This is a genomic window from Bathymodiolus heckerae thiotrophic gill symbiont (genome assembly GCF_900128515.1).
Lineage (GTDB): Bacteria > Pseudomonadota > Gammaproteobacteria > PS1 > Pseudothioglobaceae > Thioglobus_A.
The window spans coordinates 1-20,180 of record NZ_FQTP01000014.1; the positions used below are offsets into that span (position 1 = coordinate 1).

General features: G+C 37.8%; 20 protein-coding genes and 1 pseudogene. 9 read left to right on the top strand and 12 right to left on the bottom strand.

From position 1 onward, the window contains the following. The 3 genes from BTHERMOSOX_RS03055 to BTHERMOSOX_RS03065 all read left to right on the top strand — a co-directional run. On the top strand, window positions 1-707 hold a 707-nt coding region (locus BTHERMOSOX_RS03055; RefSeq protein ID WP_283204836.1), incomplete at its 5' end, for an alpha-isopropylmalate synthase regulatory domain-containing protein. Between the two features lie 12 nt (window positions 708-719). Next, on the top strand, window positions 720-1,136 hold the full coding sequence (locus BTHERMOSOX_RS03060) for a hypothetical protein (protein ID WP_138119315.1): 417 nt from the start codon (window positions 720-722) through the stop codon (window positions 1,134-1,136). After that, window positions 1,124-1,813: an epoxyqueuosine reductase QueH gene (locus BTHERMOSOX_RS03065; protein WP_138119317.1), complete on the top strand. Its 690-nt coding sequence runs from the start codon at window positions 1,124-1,126 to the stop codon at window positions 1,811-1,813. Before BTHERMOSOX_RS03060 ends, BTHERMOSOX_RS03065 begins: the two co-directional genes overlap by 13 nt. 3 nt (window positions 1,814-1,816) lie before the next feature. Here BTHERMOSOX_RS03065 and argF read toward each other — a convergent pair whose 3' ends face one another. The 3 genes from argF to BTHERMOSOX_RS03080 all read right to left on the bottom strand — a co-directional run bounded on the left by argF (window position 1,817) and on the right by BTHERMOSOX_RS03080 (window position 4,155). Continuing rightward, the gene (argF, locus tag BTHERMOSOX_RS03070; protein WP_138119319.1) at window positions 1,817-2,713 is read right to left on the bottom strand and encodes an ornithine carbamoyltransferase; all 897 of its coding nucleotides are present in this window, start codon (window positions 2,711-2,713) and stop codon (window positions 1,817-1,819) included. A gap of 16 nt (window positions 2,714-2,729) precedes the next feature. After that, entirely contained in the window at window positions 2,730-3,887 is a 1,158-nt protein-coding gene (locus tag BTHERMOSOX_RS03075; protein WP_138119321.1) for an aspartate aminotransferase family protein, read from the bottom strand. Between the two features lie 64 nt (window positions 3,888-3,951). Further along, window positions 3,952-4,155: a hypothetical protein gene (locus tag BTHERMOSOX_RS03080; protein WP_138119323.1), complete on the bottom strand. Its 204-nt coding sequence runs from the start codon at window positions 4,153-4,155 to the stop codon at window positions 3,952-3,954. A 161-nt stretch (window positions 4,156-4,316) separates the two neighbouring features. Between BTHERMOSOX_RS03080 and hpf the strand changes: the two genes are divergently transcribed. The 3 genes from hpf to BTHERMOSOX_RS03095 are packed head-to-tail and all read left to right on the top strand — an operon-like array spanning window position 4,317 to window position 6,924. Next, entirely contained in the window at window positions 4,317-4,613 is a 297-nt protein-coding gene (gene hpf / locus BTHERMOSOX_RS03085; protein WP_138119325.1) for a ribosome hibernation-promoting factor, HPF/YfiA family, read from the top strand. 58 nt (window positions 4,614-4,671) lie between these two features. Then, on the top strand, window positions 4,672-6,024 hold the full coding sequence (gene mgtE, locus BTHERMOSOX_RS03090; protein WP_138119327.1) for a magnesium transporter: 1,353 nt from the start codon (window positions 4,672-4,674) through the stop codon (window positions 6,022-6,024). A gap of 12 nt (window positions 6,025-6,036) precedes the next feature. Further along, window positions 6,037-6,924, top strand: coding sequence for an RluA family pseudouridine synthase (locus tag BTHERMOSOX_RS03095; protein ID WP_138119329.1), 888 nt, complete (start codon window positions 6,037-6,039; stop codon window positions 6,922-6,924). A gap of 74 nt (window positions 6,925-6,998) precedes the next feature. On the opposite strand, the pseudogene BTHERMOSOX_RS03100 reads toward BTHERMOSOX_RS03095, so the two are convergent. Together BTHERMOSOX_RS03100 and BTHERMOSOX_RS03105 are read right to left on the bottom strand one after the other, a co-directional pair. Then, window positions 6,999-7,520, bottom strand: a pseudogene (locus tag BTHERMOSOX_RS03100) (DUF924 family protein). A gap of 5 nt (window positions 7,521-7,525) precedes the next feature. Further along, window positions 7,526-8,899, bottom strand: coding sequence for a phosphomannomutase/phosphoglucomutase (locus BTHERMOSOX_RS03105; protein ID WP_138119331.1), 1,374 nt, complete (start codon window positions 8,897-8,899; stop codon window positions 7,526-7,528). Window positions 8,900-8,944: 45 nt separating this feature from the next. Here BTHERMOSOX_RS03105 and BTHERMOSOX_RS03110 point away from each other — a divergent pair, with 45 nt between their 5' ends. The 3 genes from BTHERMOSOX_RS03110 to BTHERMOSOX_RS03120 all read left to right on the top strand — a co-directional run bounded on the left by BTHERMOSOX_RS03110 (window position 8,945) and on the right by BTHERMOSOX_RS03120 (window position 12,404). After that, on the top strand, window positions 8,945-9,322 hold the full coding sequence (locus tag BTHERMOSOX_RS03110) for a SoxR reducing system RseC family protein (protein ID WP_138119333.1): 378 nt from the start codon (window positions 8,945-8,947) through the stop codon (window positions 9,320-9,322). A gap of 63 nt (window positions 9,323-9,385) precedes the next feature. Next, window positions 9,386-12,034 carry a pyruvate dehydrogenase (acetyl-transferring), homodimeric type gene (gene aceE / locus BTHERMOSOX_RS03115; RefSeq protein WP_138119335.1) on the top strand — a complete coding sequence of 883 codons (2,649 nt, stop codon included), beginning with the start codon at window positions 9,386-9,388 and terminating at the stop codon, window positions 12,032-12,034. A gap of 31 nt (window positions 12,035-12,065) precedes the next feature. Beyond that, window positions 12,066-12,404: a HopJ type III effector protein gene (locus BTHERMOSOX_RS03120; protein WP_249360587.1), complete on the top strand. Its 339-nt coding sequence runs from the start codon at window positions 12,066-12,068 to the stop codon at window positions 12,402-12,404. Between the two features lie 4 nt (window positions 12,405-12,408). Here BTHERMOSOX_RS03120 and BTHERMOSOX_RS03125 read toward each other — a convergent pair whose 3' ends face one another. From BTHERMOSOX_RS03125 to BTHERMOSOX_RS03155, 7 genes are read right to left on the bottom strand one after another with little or no spacing between them, the layout of a single operon-like run. After that, window positions 12,409-13,296 (bottom strand): DMT family transporter, encoded by an 888-nt coding sequence (locus BTHERMOSOX_RS03125; RefSeq protein WP_138119339.1) that lies wholly within the window; start codon window positions 13,294-13,296, stop codon window positions 12,409-12,411. A gap of 8 nt (window positions 13,297-13,304) precedes the next feature. Beyond that, a complete protein-coding gene (locus tag BTHERMOSOX_RS03130; protein WP_138119341.1) occupies window positions 13,305-14,390 on the bottom strand; it encodes a cupin domain-containing protein in 1,086 nt (361 codons plus the stop codon). A 36-nt stretch (window positions 14,391-14,426) separates the two neighbouring features. Further along, window positions 14,427-15,056 carry a 2OG-Fe(II) oxygenase gene (locus BTHERMOSOX_RS03135; RefSeq protein WP_138119343.1) on the bottom strand — a complete coding sequence of 210 codons (630 nt, stop codon included), beginning with the start codon at window positions 15,054-15,056 and terminating at the stop codon, window positions 14,427-14,429. A gap of 51 nt (window positions 15,057-15,107) precedes the next feature. Further along, the gene (locus BTHERMOSOX_RS03140; protein ID WP_138119345.1) at window positions 15,108-15,257 is read right to left on the bottom strand and encodes a globin domain-containing protein; all 150 of its coding nucleotides are present in this window, start codon (window positions 15,255-15,257) and stop codon (window positions 15,108-15,110) included. A 10-nt stretch (window positions 15,258-15,267) separates the two neighbouring features. Beyond that, window positions 15,268-16,728: an IMP dehydrogenase gene (gene guaB / locus BTHERMOSOX_RS03145; RefSeq protein ID WP_138119347.1), complete on the bottom strand. Its 1,461-nt coding sequence runs from the start codon at window positions 16,726-16,728 to the stop codon at window positions 15,268-15,270. Further along, complete coding sequence (locus BTHERMOSOX_RS03150; protein WP_138119349.1) at window positions 16,729-17,376, bottom strand: TIGR04211 family SH3 domain-containing protein; 648 nt, start codon at window positions 17,374-17,376, stop codon at window positions 16,729-16,731. 2 nt (window positions 17,377-17,378) lie between these two features. After that, window positions 17,379-20,126, bottom strand: coding sequence for a valine--tRNA ligase (locus BTHERMOSOX_RS03155; RefSeq protein ID WP_138119351.1), 2,748 nt, complete (start codon window positions 20,124-20,126; stop codon window positions 17,379-17,381). Between the last annotated feature and the right edge of the window lie 54 nt (window positions 20,127-20,180).

Below are 20,180 nucleotides of genomic sequence, written 5' to 3' on the forward strand. Positions count from 1 at the left end.
TAACCGGCTTTATTGTGCAACCGAATAAAGCCATTGTTGGTGCCAATGCCTTTGCACACGAGGCAGGTATTCACCAAGATGGTGTTTTGAAGCATCGCGAGACTTACGAAATCATGCGTGCTGAAGACGTTGGTTGGAATACTAATAAGCTTGTATTGGGTAAGCATTCAGGACGCAACGCTTTCAAAGCGAGATTACTTGAACTGGGCGTTGAGTTTGACTCTGAAGAAAGCTTGAATGATGCTTTTAGACGTTTTAAAGAATTGGCTGATAAGAAGCATGAAATCTTTGATGAAGATCTTCAAGCACTTGTATCTGAAACTCAGATTGTTGAAAGTGAGTATATTAAACTTGTATCTTTAAAAGTACTATCAGAAACTGGCGAGAAAAATACTGCCACCGTAACACTAACTATTGATGGTGAAGAAAAGGCTGAAACAGCTGAAACAGCTGGCTCGGTTGATGCCACCTTTAGTGCTATTAATCAATTGCTAAATATGCAAGTTAATTTGCAGTTGTATTCAGTGTCTAATGTCACTCAAGGAACGGATTCTTTGGGTGAGGTTAATGTTCGCTTGGAGCATGAAGGTCGAATCATCAATGGCCAAGGTGCTGATACAGATATTGTTACTGCCAGTGCTAAAGCCTATATTCATGCGCTTAATAAAGTATTAGCAGCGACAGATAGGGCACATCCTCAAATATAGGACACCTCTATAATGTTGTCAATTAGATCTCAATATTTAAATGCACTTAATATTCCTGAGTATCTACACGTAGTCAAAGATACGCCACAGAAGGTTTCTATACCTTTATCTATAGACTGCTTGGTGGTAGAGTTGGAAAATCAAAACTCTATTTGTATTGCAGGTGAAACCCAAGATTTTTTGTTCAAAATGCTGTCTGCAATTGGATTGCAACAAAAGAATATTATCTGTATTAAGGCAAGCCCAAATACTCTTTTAGATCAGATTGCCAATTATCATGCACGTACAATTTTACTAACTCATCCACAATTAACACTGAATACGAGCAATGTTTTTAGTATGCTTCATCCAAGTGAGGTGTTAAAAGATGACAAGCTTAAACGAGATGCTTGGGAAGTGTTGAAACAGGTGAAAGTGTGCCTAAAGTAGATTACAGCTTATCTGGATATGAACGTCCAGTATTAACAACACCAAATGGTGAGAAAAAACTGTTAATGCATTCTTGTTGTGCGCCATGCGCTGGGGAAATTATGGAAGCTTTAGCAGCATCTAAAATTGACACCACTATTTTCTTTTACAATCCAAATATTCACCCTAAAGAAGAATACGAATTACGTAAAGAAGAAAATATTCGCTTTGCACAAAAATTAGGCATGGATTTTGTTGATGCCGATTATGATAAAGAAAATTGGTTTGATCGAATTAAAGGTCAAGAAGATGAACCTGAGCGTGGTACTCGTTGCACCAGTTGTTTTGATATGCGATTTGAAGTAACCGCACAATATGCCAAAGATCATGGCTTTGATTTAATATCTTCAACGTTAGGAATTTCTCGCTGGAAAGATATGAATCAAATTAATGGTTGTGGTGTGCGAGCTGCCAATCCTTATAAAGGTATTGCTTACTGGGATTTTAATTGGCGTAAGCAGGGCGGCTCATCTAGAATGCTTGAACTATCCAAACGTGAGGAATTTTATCAGCAAGAGTATTGTGGCTGTGTGTATTCACTAAGAGATACTAATCGTTGGCGCGAGTCTCGAGGTCGAGAAAAAATTGAACGCGGTATTAAGTTTTATCAAGAAGCCATGGAAAGCCTAGATAAATAATTGTTATCCTAGCAAATAAAGTAATAAAGATTTCTGCGCATGCAGACGGTTTTCAGCTTCATCCCAAACCAAACTTTGAGAGCCATCAATTACATCTGCCGATACTTCTTCGCCACGATGAGCAGGAAGACAATGCATAAACACCGCATCAGAATTAGAGTGTTTCATTAAGTCTTGATCAACTTGGAATTCTTTGAAAGCAATTGCACGCTTAGCTTGCTCATCTTCTTGTCCCATTGAAGCCCAGACATCAGTCACTACTAAATCAGCATTCTGACAAGCTTTTTTGGCGTTGTTAAATAATACAATGTGATCTTGATAATTATTGGTGAATGTTTGATTAGGCTCATAACCTTTTGGCGTTGCAATGTTTAGTGTAAATCCAAATGCTTTAGCAGCTTGCATGTAGGTATGGCACATATTATTTCCATCGCCAATCCAAGCTACAGTTCTACCTTGAATTGAGCCTTTATGTTCTTTGTATGTCATCATATCGGCTAGTAGCTGACACGGGTGGGATTCATCACTCAGTGCGTTAATAATTGGCACAGAGTTATTAGAGGCAAAGGTGTTGATGGTTTCGTGAGAAGAAACTCTCATCATGATAATATCAACCATTGAACCAATAACAATTGCGGTATCAGTTGTTGGTTCTCCACGTCCTAATTGAATGTCACGATCAGATAAGAACAATGCATGTCCACCTAATTGAGCCATGCCAGCTTCAAAAGATACGCGTGTTCGAGTTGAGGATTTGTCAAAAATCATTGCCAATGTTTTATTTTTTAGCGTTTCGTTGATCTCCCCAGCTTTATGTTGTTTTTTTAGAGCAATGGCATTGTCAATAATACCATTAAGAGTTTTGGTTGATAAGTCATCTAAATTGATAAAGTGTTTCATTGTATTTCTCCTCAGTTTATAGCGCTTCTATCAGCTCACAAACGGTTTCAATCATAATATTAGTTTGCGCTTTATCGATGATAAGTGGTGGTAATAGTCGGATTGACCGACCAGTGATATTGATTAAAAGTTTTTTGTCTAATGCAAGTTGTAATAAATGAGTACAATCTTGATCTAACTCAATGGCGATCATTAAACCTTTAACTCGGATTTCTTTAACAGCGCTAATATTCTTTAGTTTTTTGGTAAAATTTTTAGCGATATGATTGCTAATTTTATTAACATTGGCAAGAATTTCATCCTGCTTGATTATTTCTAAAACAGTTAAAGCGGTACGACAAACCAAAGGATTTCCGCCGAATGTTGAGCCATGTGTGCCTGGCGTTAATAATTTGGCAGCATTGCCTTTTGCTAAGCAAGCGCCAATTGGCACGCCATTACCCAAGCCTTTGGCTAACGTTAGAATATCGGGCGTGATCTTGTTATATTGATGTGCAAACATCTTGCCAGTACGACCAATACCTGTCTGCACCTCGTCAAGAATCAGTAGCCAATTATTTTTTTGACAAATTTCATGAACTTGATTTAAATAATTAGCGTCTGGAATAATAACGCCACTTTCACCTTGTATTGGTTCAAGCATTACTGCAACGATATCATCGTTATTTTGATGCTGCTTAATAGCTTCAATGTTGTTAAATTCAACATGGATAAACTCACTCACCAAAGGTGCAAATCCAGCCTGAACTTTAGGATTTCCGGTTGCAGATAAGGTTGCCATGGTGCGTCCATGAAAACTTTGAGTTGCTGTTAAAATAGTGGGTGTATCAATGTTATTGGCACGACCATGAAGACGAGCAATTTTAATAGCAGCCTCGTTAGCTTCTGCACCTGAATTTCCAAAAAAAGTCGCATCCATTTTTGATAATATGCATAGCTTTTTAGCTAGGGCTTCTTGATGTTCAATATGGTACCAATTGCTAGTATGAAGTAATTGTTGAGCTTGTGATTGAATTGCTTTAGAAATCTCCGGATGAGAGTGACCAAGTCCTGTTACACCGACACCACAAAGTGCATCAAGATATTGATCACCTTTGTTGCTGGTTAAATAACAACCGCTACCCTTCACAAAGGTGATCTCTAGCGGTAGATAATTTGACATTAAATAGGACATTAAATTGTTTCCTTTAAAACAAAAAAGCCCCTAACGGGGCTTTTGGTTATCAATCGAAAGTTATTTAAGACTGATAAGTAATTTCTGGAGCCATCTCGTTATCGATTTCAGCCAAATCTTGTTTGTAGCTTTCGTAAAAAGAACCTGCTACAGGGTTGATCCATTCTTCGTATGAAAAGCCATTTTCAGCTGTATGCATTTTAAAAGTTTCTTGCAAGGCAATTTTTTTTGCACTTAATTCGTTAGATCTTTGATCAGTTGCGTCCATTCTTATCTCCTGAATATTTGAATAACTAAAATAGCTATTATATACGTAAAAGTCAATTTGTGAAGCTTTTTATTTGTCTGTAAAGTGTATAAATACACTTGTAGCATGGGCAAAGTTGTGTCACAATAGACTTGAATTTTATCAATAACTAAGGAGCGTACATGCAATTAAATATTTCCGGCCATCACCTTGATATTACCGATGCAATCAAGCAACATTCTGAAGAAAAGCTAGCTAAAATTAAGCATCATTTTGATCATGTGATTAATATTAATATGATTTTGGAAGTTGCAAAAGATGTGAATATAGCAGAAGCAACCATTCATGTCAGTGGCGCTGATTTATTTGCCAAGGCAGAAAGTAATGATATGTATGCATCTATTGATCAAATGGTTAATAAACTAGATACACAGGTTAAAAAGCACAAAGAAAAATTAAACGACCACAGAAAAAACTAACCCTCACTTGATCTTGTGTGACTTATGCTCAAGGTCTTGATTTAATAAGGAATAGCTCATGTCAGAAGTTGAAAATACTTCTTTCAAGGAATGCCTCCAAAGACTTATGGTTTCTTTGGAGGCTTCTTTGTATGAAGAGGCCACCTCTCAACTTTCCGGTTTGCATTCGGCTGAAATAGCTCGTCTATTAGAAAGTGTGCCGCCAAAAGATCGTATAAAGCTCTGGCTTAATATTGATAGTGCCACTCAAGGTGATATTCTTAAAGATTTAAGTGAGGATGTACTATCTCAATTATTAAATGAGATGACTGCAGATGATATTGTTAAAGCAGCTGAAGGGCTTGATATGGATGATTTAGCCGATATCGTACCTGAACTGCCAGAATCCGCCCTGCATAATTTACTGTTAACACTGGATCATAAGCATCGAGATCATTTAAGGCAAGTTTTATCTTACCCGGAAGATTCAGCGGGTGGCTTGATGAATATTGATATGATTACAGTTCGTGATGATGTTAACGTTCGCACGGTTATTCGTTATTTACGATTACTTAAAAAAATGCCAATTGATACTGATCAAATATTTGTTGTCGATCGTTCTTATCAGTATATTGGCGCTATGCATATTTCTACTTTGTTGACTAATGAAGCAGAGCAAAATATTAAGCCGCTGATTAACAATGATCATAAGCCAATTTTGGCCAAAACATCGGAAGCTGAAGTCGCAAGTTTGTTTGAACAGCGAGATTTGATTTCTGCACCGGTAGTCGATGGGCACAATCAACTTATTGGTCGAATTACCATTGATGATGTGGTTGATGTTATTCGTGATGAGGCGGAGCACTCAGTGATGTCAATGGCGGGCTTGGATGAAGAGGACGATGTTTTTGCGCCGGTTATTGAGAGTACTAAGAGCCGCAGTATTTGGCTAGGTGTAAACCTTATTACAGTGTTTATTGCAGTATTTTTTATTGGACTATTTGAAGCTACTTTACAAGAAAAGATTGCGTTAGCAATTTTAATGCCTGTCGTTGCATCAATGGGTGGAATTGCCGGTACGCAAACACTTATTTTAGTTACGCGTGGCATTGCCACTGGCAGGGTGACACATTCAAATCTTAAAGTTCTGATGAACAAAGAAGTGGCTATTGGATTTTTAAACGGCATACTTTGGTCGGTTGTTATTGGGCTTGCTACTTATTTATGGTTTTCAGATTTAATCTTAAGTTTGGTTATTGCGACAGCGATTGTGGTTAATCTGATTTTTGCTGCATTTTCAGGTGCTTTTTTACCATCTTTATTGATTAAATTTAAAATAGATCCTGCGTTAGCAGGCGGTGTTATTCTGACCACAATTACCGATGTGATTGGTTTTGTGGCTTTTTTAGGTTTGGCCTCGTTGGTTCTTTAGTTTTAACACTTAATGCCTTTTGTTCTAAAAAAATATTCAGCTATTCAAGATGTAAAAATCCAGCATTTTTTAATAAATGAAGCTGGCTTATCCATGTCTTTATCGCAAAAACTACTGTCTAAAAATAGAGTTTTTGATGATCAAGATAATATCTTAAAAAATGGTGATACAATTAATTGTGAATATATTCATGTTGCTGTATTTGAAGGTCATTCTAGAGGTTTAAAACCAATTTTTGAAGTTGAAGATTTTGCTGTTTTTGACAAGCCTTCAGGCGTAATGGTACACCCAACTCGAAAAGAAACCCCTTATTGTTTATTGGATGAAGTTAGGCACTTCTTTGGTGATGAGGCTAGTTTGGCACATCGAATTGATGCAGAAACTTCTGGTTTAGTATTGGTGGCTAAAAACAAACAAACTAGTCGCCAACTAAAAATGATGTTTGAGCGTAGGCAATATACTAAAGAATATCTAGCTTTAGTAAAAGGGCGAGTAACAACAGATTTTGCCATTGAAAAACCTATTGAAAAAGCCAATAGCAGTATCGGTATAAAAATGACTTGCGATACTCAATCTGGCAAGTCTTCGAAAACTTTCATTCAGTCTTTGCAATACAATGAAAGTGATCAGACAACACTAATTAAAGCTATTCCTGTTACTGGAAGGCAGCATCAAATACGAGTGCATCTCGACTCAATAGGTCATAGTATTGTTGGCGATCCAATTTATGGGGTTGATGAGATAATCGCTAATGACTGTTTGTCTAAAACTTTACCCAAAGAGGAAAGAATAAAATCTACGGGTGCAGAGCGATTGATGTTACATGCTAATAAGTTGTCGTTTACTTATCAAGATGTTGATTACAATATTACTTCAAAACAAACCAAAATATTGTTCTAGTGTTTAGTGCGAATATTTTATTTTATATTTTCTAATACTTTTTATAAAAAAACAATGCTTTAGATGGCAATATATTATCCAGTAAAAGCCTCTTTGGATGCTAAATATTGTGTGTCTGCTACTGTATTTTTGCGTCCTAGTAAGGTGTTTCTGTGTGGAAATCGCCCAAATTTTTTGACAATATCTCGGTGGTGCTTGGCAAATTTTAGATTGTCTTCTAACCCAAGTTTTTGAAATAATTTAACAGACAATGCTTGTTCTTCTAGGCGTTCGCTGTGCATCAATGACATATAGAGAAATACACACTGTCGAGAGGATAATTGCTGATCAAATTTTTTGTCAATCGCATTGAGTGTGACAACAACTGCCTTTTGTTCTGAGGCAAAGCATTTTTTCTACCCTCTAAATATATTAAGTGGCAGTTGGTCCAATACAATCACAAGTGCTAAAGACCCTTTAGCATTATCCATCCAGTGATCATATTCGCCTAAATATGCTTTTTTCCATAAAGCTTGATAACGATTTAGTATTTCTAAATCAAGCGTTTTTGTAGAATTAAACCAGTAGTCTAAGATTTCCTCTATTGTTAGGTGCATTTTGATTAAAAACTGTCTGTGTTAATATGGTTGCTAGATAGCCATTGTCTAAAGGTGCTTTTTATTGTCTCTAAAGTTGTTTCATCGTTGGCTTCAAAACGTAACACTAAACACGGTGTAGTGTTAGAAGGGCGAACCAGCCCCCAGCCATTTGGATAATCTACTCGAATACCATCAATGGTGATGATATTAGCGCCTTCAAAATCAACATTTTGTGCGAGTTTGTCCATCGCCTTAAATTGCTGGCCTTGTTCATCAAAATGAATGTTGATTTCAGGTGTGTTGATGCTATCGGGTAAATCAGCAAAAACCTGTTCACAAGTTTGATCTGTTTTTGACATGATTTCTAATAATCGTGCACCCGTGTAGAGTGCATCATCAAAACCGTACCAACGTTCTTTGAAGAAAATATGACCACTCATTTCACCGCCAAGTGCAGAGCCCGTTTCTTTAAGTTTGGCTTTAATAAAACTATGACCCGTGCGTGACATAATGGCTTCGCCACCATGCTCAGTAATATCTTTAGGCAGTAGGGATGAGCATTTAACATCAAATACGATTTTTGCGCCTGGATTGCGACTCAAAATATCTCTTGAATATAAAATCATTTGTCGATCTGCCCAAATAACATTACCCTTGTTGTCAATCAAACCTAGTCGATCACCATCTCCATCAAAAGCAAAACCCATGTCTGCACCGGTATCAATAACTTCTTTAATAATATCTTCTAGGTTGTGCAGTTTAGAGGGGTCAGGATGATGGTTAGGGAAGTTGCCGTCGATTAGGCAAAATAGCTTAGTTACTTTAGCACCAAGTTGTTCGAATAATTTTGGCGCAATATCGCCTGCAACACCATTGCCACAGTCTACAACAATATGCAAAGGCTTGTCTAGCTTGATATCAGACTTAATTTGATCAATATAATCCTGTTCAATATCAACCTTGGTTGAAGTACCATGGCCTGAGTTAAAATCATTGTTAATAATGCGTTGATATAGCTCTTGAATGCGATTACCTGATAGCGTTTCGCCCGCAATCATAATTTTAAAACCGTTGTATTCGGGTGGATTATGAGATCCAGTGATCATTACCCCCGAAGTGGCCGCTTTGGTATAAGTAGAAAAATATACGAGTGGCGTTGGAACCATGCCAATATCGACCACATGACAACCACTCTCCTTAAGGCCAGTTTTTAAAGCTTGCATTAAATCAAGGCCACTAAGACGACCATCACGACCAACAACAACGCCACGCTCACCTTTAGCAATTGATTCACTACCAATGGCCAGACCGATAAGTTTGACAGCTTCTGGGGTTAGTTCTTGTTCGACAATACCGCGAATATCATAAGCTTTAAAGATTGATTGAGAGATGCTCATAAGTTGATAAAATATGAAATATATAAATGATTCATTTTAAGCGTAATGAAAGAAAAATTTGAAGTAATCGAAATTGAAAACAAAACCATGGTGTTAAAAGTTAATCGTTCAGGTGGCTGTACCGGTTGTTCGGCTAGTGGCGCTTGTGGCACTGGGATCTTGGCTAATTATTTTGATCACTATTCAGTTTTTAACAAACCTTTACAAGAGGGTGTGGCGATTGGTGATATAGTTACTTTGGAAATTTCTGCTGCAGAATTATTTTGGCGTGCTTTTCAATTATATATTGTGCCACTATTGGCATTATTTGTTGGTGCAGGAGTGGGATCAGTTTATTTTCCAGTAAATGAATTGTGGCAAATCAGCTTTGGTTTTTCAGGTTTTATTGGCACCTTAATTTTAACAAAATATTTTATAAAGTAGCGCTATAAAGTGGCGTATTTTCGGGATAATTGGTGTAATTTTATAGTTTAAAAAAATCACATTATGCCAGGTCAAGACTTAGATCCTTTAGAAACTCAAGAATGGCTAGAAGCCTTTAAATCAGTAGCTCGTGTTGAGGGTAGTGATCGTGCAAAGTTCTTGCTTAATCAGCTCATGGATATGGCGCACAAAGAAGGTATGGACTTGCCAACAGGTGTTAATACTGCTTATCTTAATAGTATTGCTGTAGAAAAAGAAATAGCGACAGATATTAATGTCGATATTGAAGATAGAATTTCTGCAATTGTTCGCTGGAATGCTATGGTGATGGTGGTTAAGGCTAATCAATTACCTTATGAGTTGGGTGGCCATATTGCATCATTTGCATCTTCTGCAACCTTATATGAAGTTGGTTTTAACCATTTTTATCGCGGTCCTGATGCCGAACAGGGCGCTGATTTAATCTTCTTTCAAGGCCATATCTCTCCTGGTATTTATTCTCGCGCTTACTTAGAGGGAAGAATCACTGAAGATCAAATGCTTAAATTCCGTCAAGAAGTTGGTAAAGACGGATTAAGCTCTTATCCACACCCGTGGTTAATGCCTGATTTTTGGCAATTCCCAACAGTATCTATGGGTCTTGGCCCAATTATGGCGATTTACCAAGCTCGATTCATGAAGTACCTACATCATCGTGAAATTAAGCAAACGGACAAACGTACCGTTTGGGCTTATTTGGGTGATGGTGAAACAGACGAGCCAGAATCTCTAGGTGCAATCTCTATGGCGGGTCGTGAAAAACTCGACAACCTTGTTTTTGTTATTAACTGTAACTTACAGCGCCTAGATGGGCCTGTTCGCGGCAACGGAAAAATTATTCAAGAACTTGAAGGTATGTTCCATGGTGCAGGTTGGAATGTTATTAAAGTTATTTGGGGTGCGAAGTGGGATGCATTACTAGAAAAAGATACTAATGGCTTGCTTAGAAAGCGCATGGAAGAAGTAGTTGATGGTGAATATCAGGCTTATAAGGCTAAAGATGGTGCATACGTACGTAAACATTTCTTTGGAAATTCTCCAGAATTATTAGCCATGGTCGAACATTTGAGTGACGATGAAATTTATCATCTTAACCGTGGTGGCCATGATTTAAATAAAGTATTTCAAGCTTATCATGCAGCTAAGGCTTGTACTGATAAGCCAACTGTAATTTTAGCCAAAACGGTTAAAGGTTACGGCATGGGTGAAGCGGGCGAAGGTCAAAACACGACACACTCACAAAAGAAATTAGGCTTAGAGCAAGTGGAAATTTTTGCCAAACGCTTTAATATTCCAGTGACTGAAACAGATGTTAGAGAGTTAAACTTCTATAAGCCAGCGCCTGACAGTGAAGAGATGACCTACATGAATGCTCGACGCAAGAAACTAGGCGGCTCATTGCCAATGCGTTCTTTTGATCTGGAAGAATTACCAACGCCAAAGCTGAGTGTATTTGAAGTATTATTAAAGTCTAGTGGCGATCGTGAAATGTCAACCACAATGGCACTAAACCGAATCTTAACATTATTGGTTCGTGATAAAACATTGGGCCCTAAAATTGTGCCAATTATTCCTGATGAAGCGCGTACTTTTGGTATGGAAGGGTTGTTTAGACAATTAGGTATTTACTCAGCATCAGGACAGCTTTATCAGCCAGAAGATTCTGATAAAGTTATGTGGTACAAGGAAGATAAAAAAGGCCAAGTATTGCAAGAGGGTATTAACGAAGCGGGTGCGATTTCTGGTTGGATTGCTGCTGCAACAGCTTATGCAACGCATAACACCACCATGATTCCGTTCTATATTTACTATTCTAAATTTGGTTTTCAGCGTGTTGGTGATTTAGCATGGGCGGCGGGCGATATGCAAGCCAAAGGCTTCTTAATTGGTGGCACTGCAGGACGTACAACTTTAAACGGCGAAGGTTTGCAGCATCAAGATGGTGATTCCCATTTGGTAGCTAATACTATTCCCAACTGTATTTCTTACGACCCAACTTATGCATTTGAATTAGCGGTTATTGTGCGTAGTGGTTTGGAAAGAATGTACGAAAAGCATGAAAATATTTTCTATTACATTACCACTATGAACGAGCTTTATACACATCCGGCTATGCCTGAAAATTCTGAAGAAGGAATTATTAAAGGTATGTATGCATTGAAGTCAGTTGGAGAAGGCGATAAGCAAGTGCAATTAATGGGCTCCGGTACTATTCTAAGAGAAGTTGAAAAAGCAGCGCAAATGTTGGCCGATGATTGGAATGTTAAATCTGACGTTTGGTCAGTAACCAGTTTTAATGAGCTAACGCGTGAAGCGCAAGCTATTGATCGTATTAATCGTTTCAGCATTGAAACACCTGCTGTGCCATATATCACTCAATGCTTGGAAAATGCCAAAGGCCCAGTGATTGTTGCTACCGATTACATGCGTAATTACGCTGAGCAAGTGCGTAAGTACGTGCCAAACCGTTACGAAGTATTAGGTACTGATGGCTTTGGTCGTTCAGACTCTCGAGAGGCGTTAAGAGACTTCTTTGAGGTTGATGCAAACTATGTGGTTCTAGCATCACTTAAGGCTTTAGTTGACGAAGGTGAAATGGATGCTTCAGTTATTGCACAAGCAGTTGAGAAATACGGTATAAATATCAATAAGCCGAATCCAATGACGGTATAGAATATCAATTTATAAAAAGAGGAGAATGGGAGTGACCCAAGAGGAATATCTAGAAGAGCTGAGATCAGGCGCAAGAATGAAATTTGAAGACTTGATTTCACTGATTGACGATGACTATGAATATACACCAGCAGGTTTTACCAATGGTGAGATAGAAAACTTAACTGAGGAAAATCAGGGTAGTGCTAAGTTATTTTGTTTTGCTGCTATTCATCAGTTGTCTCAGCTAGAAACACTGCATTGCTTTGGCCAGTATTATCAAGATGTTCTTAATACGCCAGAGAGTGACTCTCATGCCAATATTCGAAATTTTATGACCTATGGCTGGGAAGGGTTGAAGTTCAACTCTCCCGTCTTGAGTAGAAGGTAGATTCTTAAAGCCACCTTATGGGCGGTTTTTTTAATAACTTATCTGCGTATTCATAAATTGCTAAGCCAAGCAATACCAAGCTGATGCCACTAATTTGAACAATACTTAATTGCTCATGATTGAGTGATGATCCTAGTATTAATGCAAAAACAGGGGTGAGTAAAGGTGCAATGCCAACCACATGCACACTAGCATGCTTGATTAGATAGTAATATGATATAAAGCCGATTACCGAACCAAACACAGCTAAATAGCCAATAGAGAGTGCTGCTTTAATACTGATATCGGGTATTTCTCCACCAAAAATAAACCAACTTAAGATAAATAACGGAACGCTAACTATTAAAGCACCTGTTGTGGTTTCTAATGCTGATATACGTACATTGATTTGTTTGAGTTTTACAGAAATAAATGCCTGAAAGGTCATTGCCAATGTGACACTAGCCAATCCTGTTATTAAGGTTTCAGTAAGTGTAAATGAATGTTTAAAAATAATAAAAAGACCTGTTAAGCCTAGTATTAAGCCAATCATTTTACTAATAGAGAAAAATTTATCTTTGAGAAGTAATAATGCAAAGACACCAGTAATGATTGGTGTTAAGCCAAAAACAACAGATATTAATCCTGATGGAATGCTCAGTGCTGAATAATAAACCAAACTCATAGTGATGAAAATCCCAGCACCTGCATAAGTGTAATTAATTAAAGCTTGATTGTGTAGGGGTAATTTTTGCTGTTTAGCAAGGAGTATAAAAATGCAAATAATTAAACCCATCAGCATTCTGCTAGCAACGCTAAAACTAAAACTTGAGCCTAGTGTTGACCATTGAATGGCTAGTGGTGTCGTTGACCAAATTGCGACTACTGATAAAAAAACGACGTAAATAGGCATATACTTAATTAAATTTCTTCAACAAAATCTAGCTCAAATAGACGTTGTGCAAGCGTTAGATTATCACTTGCAGATAGCCATCTCTGATTGCAAAAGTTGATTAGACTCTCTTGAGTAACAGAATGGTTGTCTAGTGAAAAACCATTGATGAAAAATTTCATTTGATTGTTAATTTCTATATAGGCAATTTTACAAACAGAAAACAACTGATAATTTGCATTGACATTAAACTCCAGTTGTTGTTGCTGGAATTCAAACTGCTGTAAGATTTTTCGATCTAACGTATCTAGCTTAGTAACAAATTTGGCAAAATCAGACGCTGAAATTTCGGCTATATTATTTGCTATTTTTAAAGCTGAATTCGGAATAAGGGCTGAATTGTTTTGTGTGTCCCAAATGGGGTCTTGATAATAACTAGTAGTCTGATGCTCAGGTAAGCTTTCAAACATCTCTTTTGCACTGTAAGAACGATAGCCAAAAGATAGGGTAGTGCAATCATCACTTAAACTAACACCATGGTGTGCTACCTTAGGCGGGAGATATAAAATATCACCTGGTTCAACATCGAATACTTGCTCTGATATAAACTCATTCATAATCCTAAGTGGCACATCTTTTAGATAATTATCTAAACGGCAGTTTTTAGTGCTTAAGTTCCAGCGACGCTTACCACTACCTTGTAAAAGAAATACATCATAAAAATCAAAATGAGGACCGACACTACCACCTTTGGCGGCATACGAAATCATTACATCATCAAAGCGCCAGCGTGGAATGAAATCAAAATGTGTGATTAAAGTTTCAATTTCAGGGATGAACCGATCGACACCTTGAACTAACAAAGTCCAATTATTTTCAGATAAGTCAGAAAAGCTATCTTCTGTAAATGGCCCCTCAGTGAATGACCATTGTTGATTGCTGATTGAGCCGGTAATAAGGTGAGATTCAAATTCCTCTTCTAAGGAGAGCCCTGCTAGTTCATCAGGTGAAATTGGTGAAATAAAATCAGGCAACGCTTGTTTAATTAACAATGGTTTTTTCTGCCAATAGTTAGCTAAAAATTCTTGCTCAGAAACCTGTCCAAAATGTATCAAGATGTTTCCATTATGAGAAAGATCATTTATCAGATTTTACGAGTGCGCCAGGCGTTTTAAGAAATCTTTGCGCGAGCCGGCATTAATCCAACCAGTAGCGATTGTCTTGCTATTTTTATTATTAACTTGACCACGATGAATATGAGAAGGAGAAGCTGGAAAGATAACTAATTTACCACGCTCAGCTTTTTCATGGTACTTTTGCCAGTGAAATTCCGTACCTGCTGCTTCCACAGAATCACAATAGAGAATCCAGGCCAGTACACGATTTCCTGGCTCTGTAACTTCATCGTTAATCGTCCAATCACAATGCCACTGATGAAAGCCTTCGCCAGGTGCATAATGTTGTAGATTAAATATAGGCATTACAAATAGTTCTTGTTCTGGACAAACCTCACGAAATAGAGGACGCTCTTGTAAATAGCGCTCAAGAGCGGCAGACACACCACGCACTATTAAATCAGAAAGAGCGAACGATTCTGGATCAGAACGACTAAGCGCAACTAGACTGATATCAGTTGAAACTTTGGCCGGTTCTGTTTTGCTACTGTTAGAGCCAAAAGCGATGCCAGGACGCTGTAGATCTTTGCGTTTTTTAAAGAATTCCATAACACCATCAGCAACAGCCTCGTATCCAGAATTTTGGTAACGACCAATTAATTGCATACTAAAGTGACAGATGCGTTGAGAATTTAGTGTTTTGAGTGCTATTAGCCGTCATAATTTTTCTTTAGATGTCTTTAATGATTTTACATGTATGCTGCGTAACTTAATTGTATCTGAGTGTTGATCTATAAGATTATAAAAGCGGTTAACCAGTTTTTTAACCGCTAATTCTCCACTCAGTTGATCGTATTGAGTCAGCATTGGTTAAAAGTTATTGGTGGTAGTTTGGCGCTTCTTTGGTAATTGATACGTCATGTACGTGGGATTCAACCATGCCAGCAGAAGTCACTTGTACAAATACAGCATCAGTACGCATTATCTCTAATGTTGGGCAACCAGTGTAACCCATAGAAGATCTAACGCCGCCAACCATTTGATGAATGATCGGGCGAATAGAGCCTTTAAAGGCAACGCGACCTTCAATACCTTCAGGTACTAACTTATCAGCTTTTGATTCAGATTGAAAATAACGATCAGAAGAGCCGTGGGCTTGATTCATAGCGCCAATGGAACCCATGCCTCGATAAGACTTATAAGAACGACCTTGGTAAAGCTCAACTTCTCCTGGAGATTCTTCTGTACCCGCTAGCATTGAGCCAAGCATGACACAATATGCACCTGCAGAAAATGCTTTAGCAATGTCGCCTGAATAGCGAATACCACCATCAGCAATTAAAGGTATACCTGTGCCTTTTAGTGCATCAGCAACATCTGAAATGGCGGTAATTTGTGGAACGCCAACACCTGCAACAATACGTGTAGTGCAAATACTACCTGGACCAATACCTACTTTTACACAATCTGCACCAGCCTTGACTAAGTCAAGTGCTGCAACGCCAGTAGCGATATTACCGGCAATAATATTTAAATTTGGATGCTTGGCCTTGGTTTTTTTAACACGATCAAGAACACCTTGAGAATGGCCATGAGCAGTATCAATTACAATAACATCAACACCAGCATCAACTAGTGCATCAATACGTTCTCCGGTGCCAGTTGCAACGCCAACTGCGGCACCAACACGTAATTGCTCTTGTTTATCTTTACAAGCATTTGGAAAATCTGTTGATTTTTGAATGTCACGAACAGTGATCATGCCTAAAAGGGTAAATTTATCATTAGTAATAATAACACGTTCAATACGGTGCTGTTGAAGAAGGGCGCGCACTTCTGTCATATTGGTACCTTCTTTGACAGTTACAAGTTTTTCTTGCGGTGTCATTAGATTGGCAACAGTTTCATTTAAGTGGGTTTCAAAACGAACATCACGGGCTGTAATCATACCAACAATGATTTTTCCTTCAACCACCGGTAATGCAGAGATTTTGTATTGCTGCTGTAAGGCAAAAACGTCTTTAACAGTAGCCTTAGAGTCAATAGTAATTGGATCGCGAATAATGCCAGATTCATAGCGCTTAACTTTGCGAACTTCGTCAGCTTGTTCTTTAATTGACATGTTTTTATGAATAATACCAAGGCCACCTTCTTGAGCCATAGCAATAGCAAGTTTGGCCTCTGTTACCGTGTCCATTGCTGCAGAAATAATTGGCGTGTTTAATGTGATATTTTTAGTGAGTTTAGTCACCATGCTAACTTCTTTAGGCATGATGGTTGAGTGAGCTGGTATTAATAAAACATCGTCAAATGTTAGTGCGGTTTTTAGTAGGTTCACTTAATATCTCCTGCGGTTGACAAATTTTGGAAAAATAAAGCCAATTAAGATTCCAAAGAATAAGACAAAACTACCAGTAACAAACCAGTTTCTAGAACTGGACTCTTCTGAAGCGGTGTTGTTGTTTTTTAGTAAGCTAATTTCTGTTTTTAGCTGTAAATTTGTAGTAATAAGTTTTTCATTAGAATGTTCTAATTTTAAAGCGTCTCTGTAAACCTGCTCAATATGCTCTTTTTCAGTTTTTGATTTGCTAGTTTGAATTGATAGTTCAGTGTTTTTGATTTTTAGATCTTTAATCTCGGTTTCGAGAGTGTTTTTTCTTTTAGAAAGCCTGGTAATTAATAGCTTATTGGTATTATAGGTTTGTTTCAGTTTTTCTAATTGTGTTCTAGCAGGGGGGTTATTAGATAAATAACGAGAAATAATCCAACCTGTTGAGCCTTCGAATTTAACCTGAGTCCAGCCATCTTCTGTTGCCTGCAATATAGAAAGTTTTGATCCTGATACTAAAGAACGTACAATATTATCACCAAAGGTTTTTTCAGTTCTCATTGGAATGTCAACCTCATCAGTAATATAGACAAAAGATTGTGCACTTGCTAGTGAACTAAGTAGTAGTAATAGAATTAAAAAGTATTTAAATATCATGGTTATAAGCTAGAAATTTTTACCAATTGTTCATTAAGGTCTTTAATTGCACTTAAGGTTTCAGACAGCCTTTCACGCTCTACATTAACAATAGCTTCTGGTGCGCCTAAGACAAATTTTTCATTATTTAATTTGCCTTCAAACTGCATCTTTTGTTTTTCTAATTTTTCAATTTCTTTGTTAAGGCGAGCAATCTCTTGGTCTTTATCGATCAATCCTGACAGTGGAATTAAAATTTTCATCTCTCCCACGAGTGCCATAGCTGATTCCGGTGCATCATCTGTAGGGTTGAGTTTTTCAATGTTATCCATTTTGGCCAGCACATTTAGGATATTTGCGTTTTTTTGCAAATAGGTCTCATCATTAGCATTGAAGTTTTGTACAAAGCAAGGTAGTGGCTTAGAGGGCGGAATGTTCATTTCTCCACGAATTTTTCGAATACCGAGAATAAAAGTTTGCAGCCATTTAATTTCATCTTCTGAGTCTGTAGAGCTTAGCTTTTGATCAACCTCTGGATAAGATTGAGTCATTAAACTAACGCTATCTTTGCCGGTAATAACATTACACTGTTCAAAAATCTCTTCAGTGATGAATGGGATAATTGGATGTAGTAGGGTGATCATCTCATTAAGAACTTTGATTAAAGTGGCTTGCGTACCGGCTTTGGTTTTTTCATCCTGCAATAGTGGCTTAGATAGTTCTAAGTACCAATCGCAATAGTCATGCCAAACAAATTCATATAATTCTTGACTCATTAAGTCAAGACGATAGTCTTTTAGGTGTTTTTCTACGTTCTTTTTGGTATCTTGTAAGCGTGACAGAATCCATTTATCTGCGGTTGATAAATCAGCATTTGGATTGACAGTTTCACCTTCGAGTTTTATTAAAACAAAACGAGAGGCGTTCCAAAGTTTGTTACAGAAATTTCGATAGCCTTCAATACGCTTTAAATCGAATTTAATGTCACGTCCAAATGAAGCTAAAGCGGCAAAAGTAAATCTGAGCGCATCAGTGCCAAAAGCAGGAATACCATCAGCAAATTCTTGCTCGGTTTGCTTCTTGATTTTTTTAGCCATTTTCGGCTGCATCATGCCTTGGGTGCGTTTTTCAAGTAGATCTTCTAAAGAGATACCATCGATTAGATCAATAGGGTCAAGTACATTGCCTTTGGATTTAGACATTTTCTGTCCTTGCCCATCTTTGATAAGACCGGTAATATAAATGTCTTTAAAAGGCACTTCACCTGTAAATTTCAAGCCAAACATAATCATTCTGGCTACCCAGAAAAAGATGATATCGAAGCCGGTTACTAAAACGTCAGTTGGGTAGAAGCGTGCTAGATCAGGTGTTTTTTCAGGCCAACCTAGAGTTGAAAATGGCCATAATGCAGAAGAGAACCATGTGTCAAGTACATCCTCATCTTGTCTGATCTTAACACCTTCGCCAGCTTGTGTTTGAGCCTCTTCTTCAGAGTTGGCAACAAAAATATTACCATTATTATCATACCAAGCAGGGATTCGATGACCCCACCAAATTTGTCTAGAAATACACCAATCATCGATGTTTTCCATCCAATTGTAATAAGTTTTATCCCAATTTTCAGGGATAAAACGAATGTCGCCATTTTTAACAGCATCAATAGCAGGTTTGGCAAGCGGGGCAACCTTAACAAACCATTGGTCGGTTAAATACGGCTCTAAAATTGTGCCTGTACGGTCGCCTCTAGGCGGTGTTAATTTGTGCGGGACAATTTTAACCAATAAATTTGCATCATCTAAATCTTGGATGATTTTTTTTCTAGCAGCAAATCTATCCATATTCTGATAAGGTTTTGGCGCATTTTCATTCATTTTAGCATCAAGCGTGAATAAATTGATAATCTCCATTTTGTGACGCCTGCCAACTTCCCAGTCGTTGAAATCATGTGCAGGGGTTATTTTTACGCAGCCGGTGCCGAATTCTATATCAACATAATTATCAGTAATAACTGGAATTTTTCTATCGGTTAATGGGACATGAACCATCATTCCAGCCTTATCTTGATAGCGCTCATCACTAGGATTGACTGCTAGAGCACCATCTGCAAGCATGGTTTCAGGGCGTGTGGTGGCGATTTGCATAAAACCGCTACCATCTATAAAAGGGTATTTTATGTGATACATAAAGCCGTTTTCTTCACTTGCCATAACTTCTAAATCTGAGAGTGCTGTTTGCAAAACCGGATCCCAATTAACCAGACGTTTACCGCGATAAATCAAACCTTCTTGATGCAGCTGTACAAATACTTTTTTAACTGCATTAGACATGTCTTCATCCATAGTAAAGCGCTCTTTTTCCCAATCAACTGATGAGCCAAGACGACGCATTTGTGAAGTGATAGTGCCACCAGATTGTTCTTTCCAGTCCCAAATTTTTTCGATAAATTTTTCACGACCCAGATCATGGCGAGTAATATCTTGTGTAGCCAGTTGACGCTCAACTACCATTTGTGTTGCAATGCCTGCATGATCCGTGCCAGGTTGCCAAAGGGTTTGGTCGCCCTTGCCACGATGATAGCGCGTAAGTACATCCATAATTGTATGCTGAAAAGCATGCCCCATGTGTAATGAGCCAGTAACATTTGGCGGAGGAAGCATAATGGAGTAGGCGCTCTCACTAGTAGAATTTGCATCAGATGAGAATAGATTTTTATCTTCCCAAAGAGAACGATACTTCGCTTCAATTTGTTCAGGATTGTAGGTTTTTTCCATTAACTTATAAAGATGGATTAAACTTCGCAATTATACTATAAATGGATTAATAAA

Excerpts from the sequence above, each read along its gene's own strand:
- argF (WP_138119319.1), bottom strand. The coding sequence starts at position 2,713 with ATGAAACACTTTATCAATTTAGATGACTTATCAACCAAAACTCTTAAT.
- hpf (WP_138119325.1), top strand. The coding sequence starts at position 4,317 with ATGCAATTAAATATTTCCGGCCATCACCTTGATATTACCGATGCAATC.
- BTHERMOSOX_RS03075 (WP_138119321.1), bottom strand. The coding sequence starts at position 3,887 with ATGTCCTATTTAATGTCAAATTATCTACCGCTAGAGATCACCTTTGTG.
- BTHERMOSOX_RS03135 (WP_138119343.1), bottom strand. The coding sequence starts at position 15,056 with ATGCAATTAATTGGTCGTTACCAAAATTCTGGATACGAGGCTGTTGCT.
- BTHERMOSOX_RS03125 (WP_138119339.1), bottom strand. The coding sequence starts at position 13,296 with ATGCCTATTTACGTCGTTTTTTTATCAGTAGTCGCAATTTGGTCAACG.
- BTHERMOSOX_RS03105 (WP_138119331.1), bottom strand. The coding sequence starts at position 8,899 with ATGAGCATCTCTCAATCAATCTTTAAAGCTTATGATATTCGCGGTATT.
- BTHERMOSOX_RS03150 (WP_138119349.1), bottom strand. The coding sequence starts at position 17,376 with ATGATATTTAAATACTTTTTAATTCTATTACTACTACTTAGTTCACTA.
- BTHERMOSOX_RS03095 (WP_138119329.1), top strand. The coding sequence starts at position 6,037 with ATGCCTTTTGTTCTAAAAAAATATTCAGCTATTCAAGATGTAAAAATC.
- mgtE (WP_138119327.1), top strand. The coding sequence starts at position 4,672 with ATGTCAGAAGTTGAAAATACTTCTTTCAAGGAATGCCTCCAAAGACTT.
- BTHERMOSOX_RS03140 (WP_138119345.1), bottom strand. The coding sequence starts at position 15,257 with ATGCTGACTCAATACGATCAACTGAGTGGAGAATTAGCGGTTAAAAAA.
- BTHERMOSOX_RS03060 (WP_138119315.1), top strand. The coding sequence starts at position 720 with ATGTTGTCAATTAGATCTCAATATTTAAATGCACTTAATATTCCTGAG.
- aceE (WP_138119335.1), top strand. The coding sequence starts at position 9,386 with ATGCCAGGTCAAGACTTAGATCCTTTAGAAACTCAAGAATGGCTAGAA.
- BTHERMOSOX_RS03080 (WP_138119323.1), bottom strand. The coding sequence starts at position 4,155 with ATGGACGCAACTGATCAAAGATCTAACGAATTAAGTGCAAAAAAAATT.
- BTHERMOSOX_RS03155 (WP_138119351.1), bottom strand. The coding sequence starts at position 20,126 with ATGGAAAAAACCTACAATCCTGAACAAATTGAAGCGAAGTATCGTTCT.
- BTHERMOSOX_RS03110 (WP_138119333.1), top strand. The coding sequence starts at position 8,945 with ATGAAAGAAAAATTTGAAGTAATCGAAATTGAAAACAAAACCATGGTG.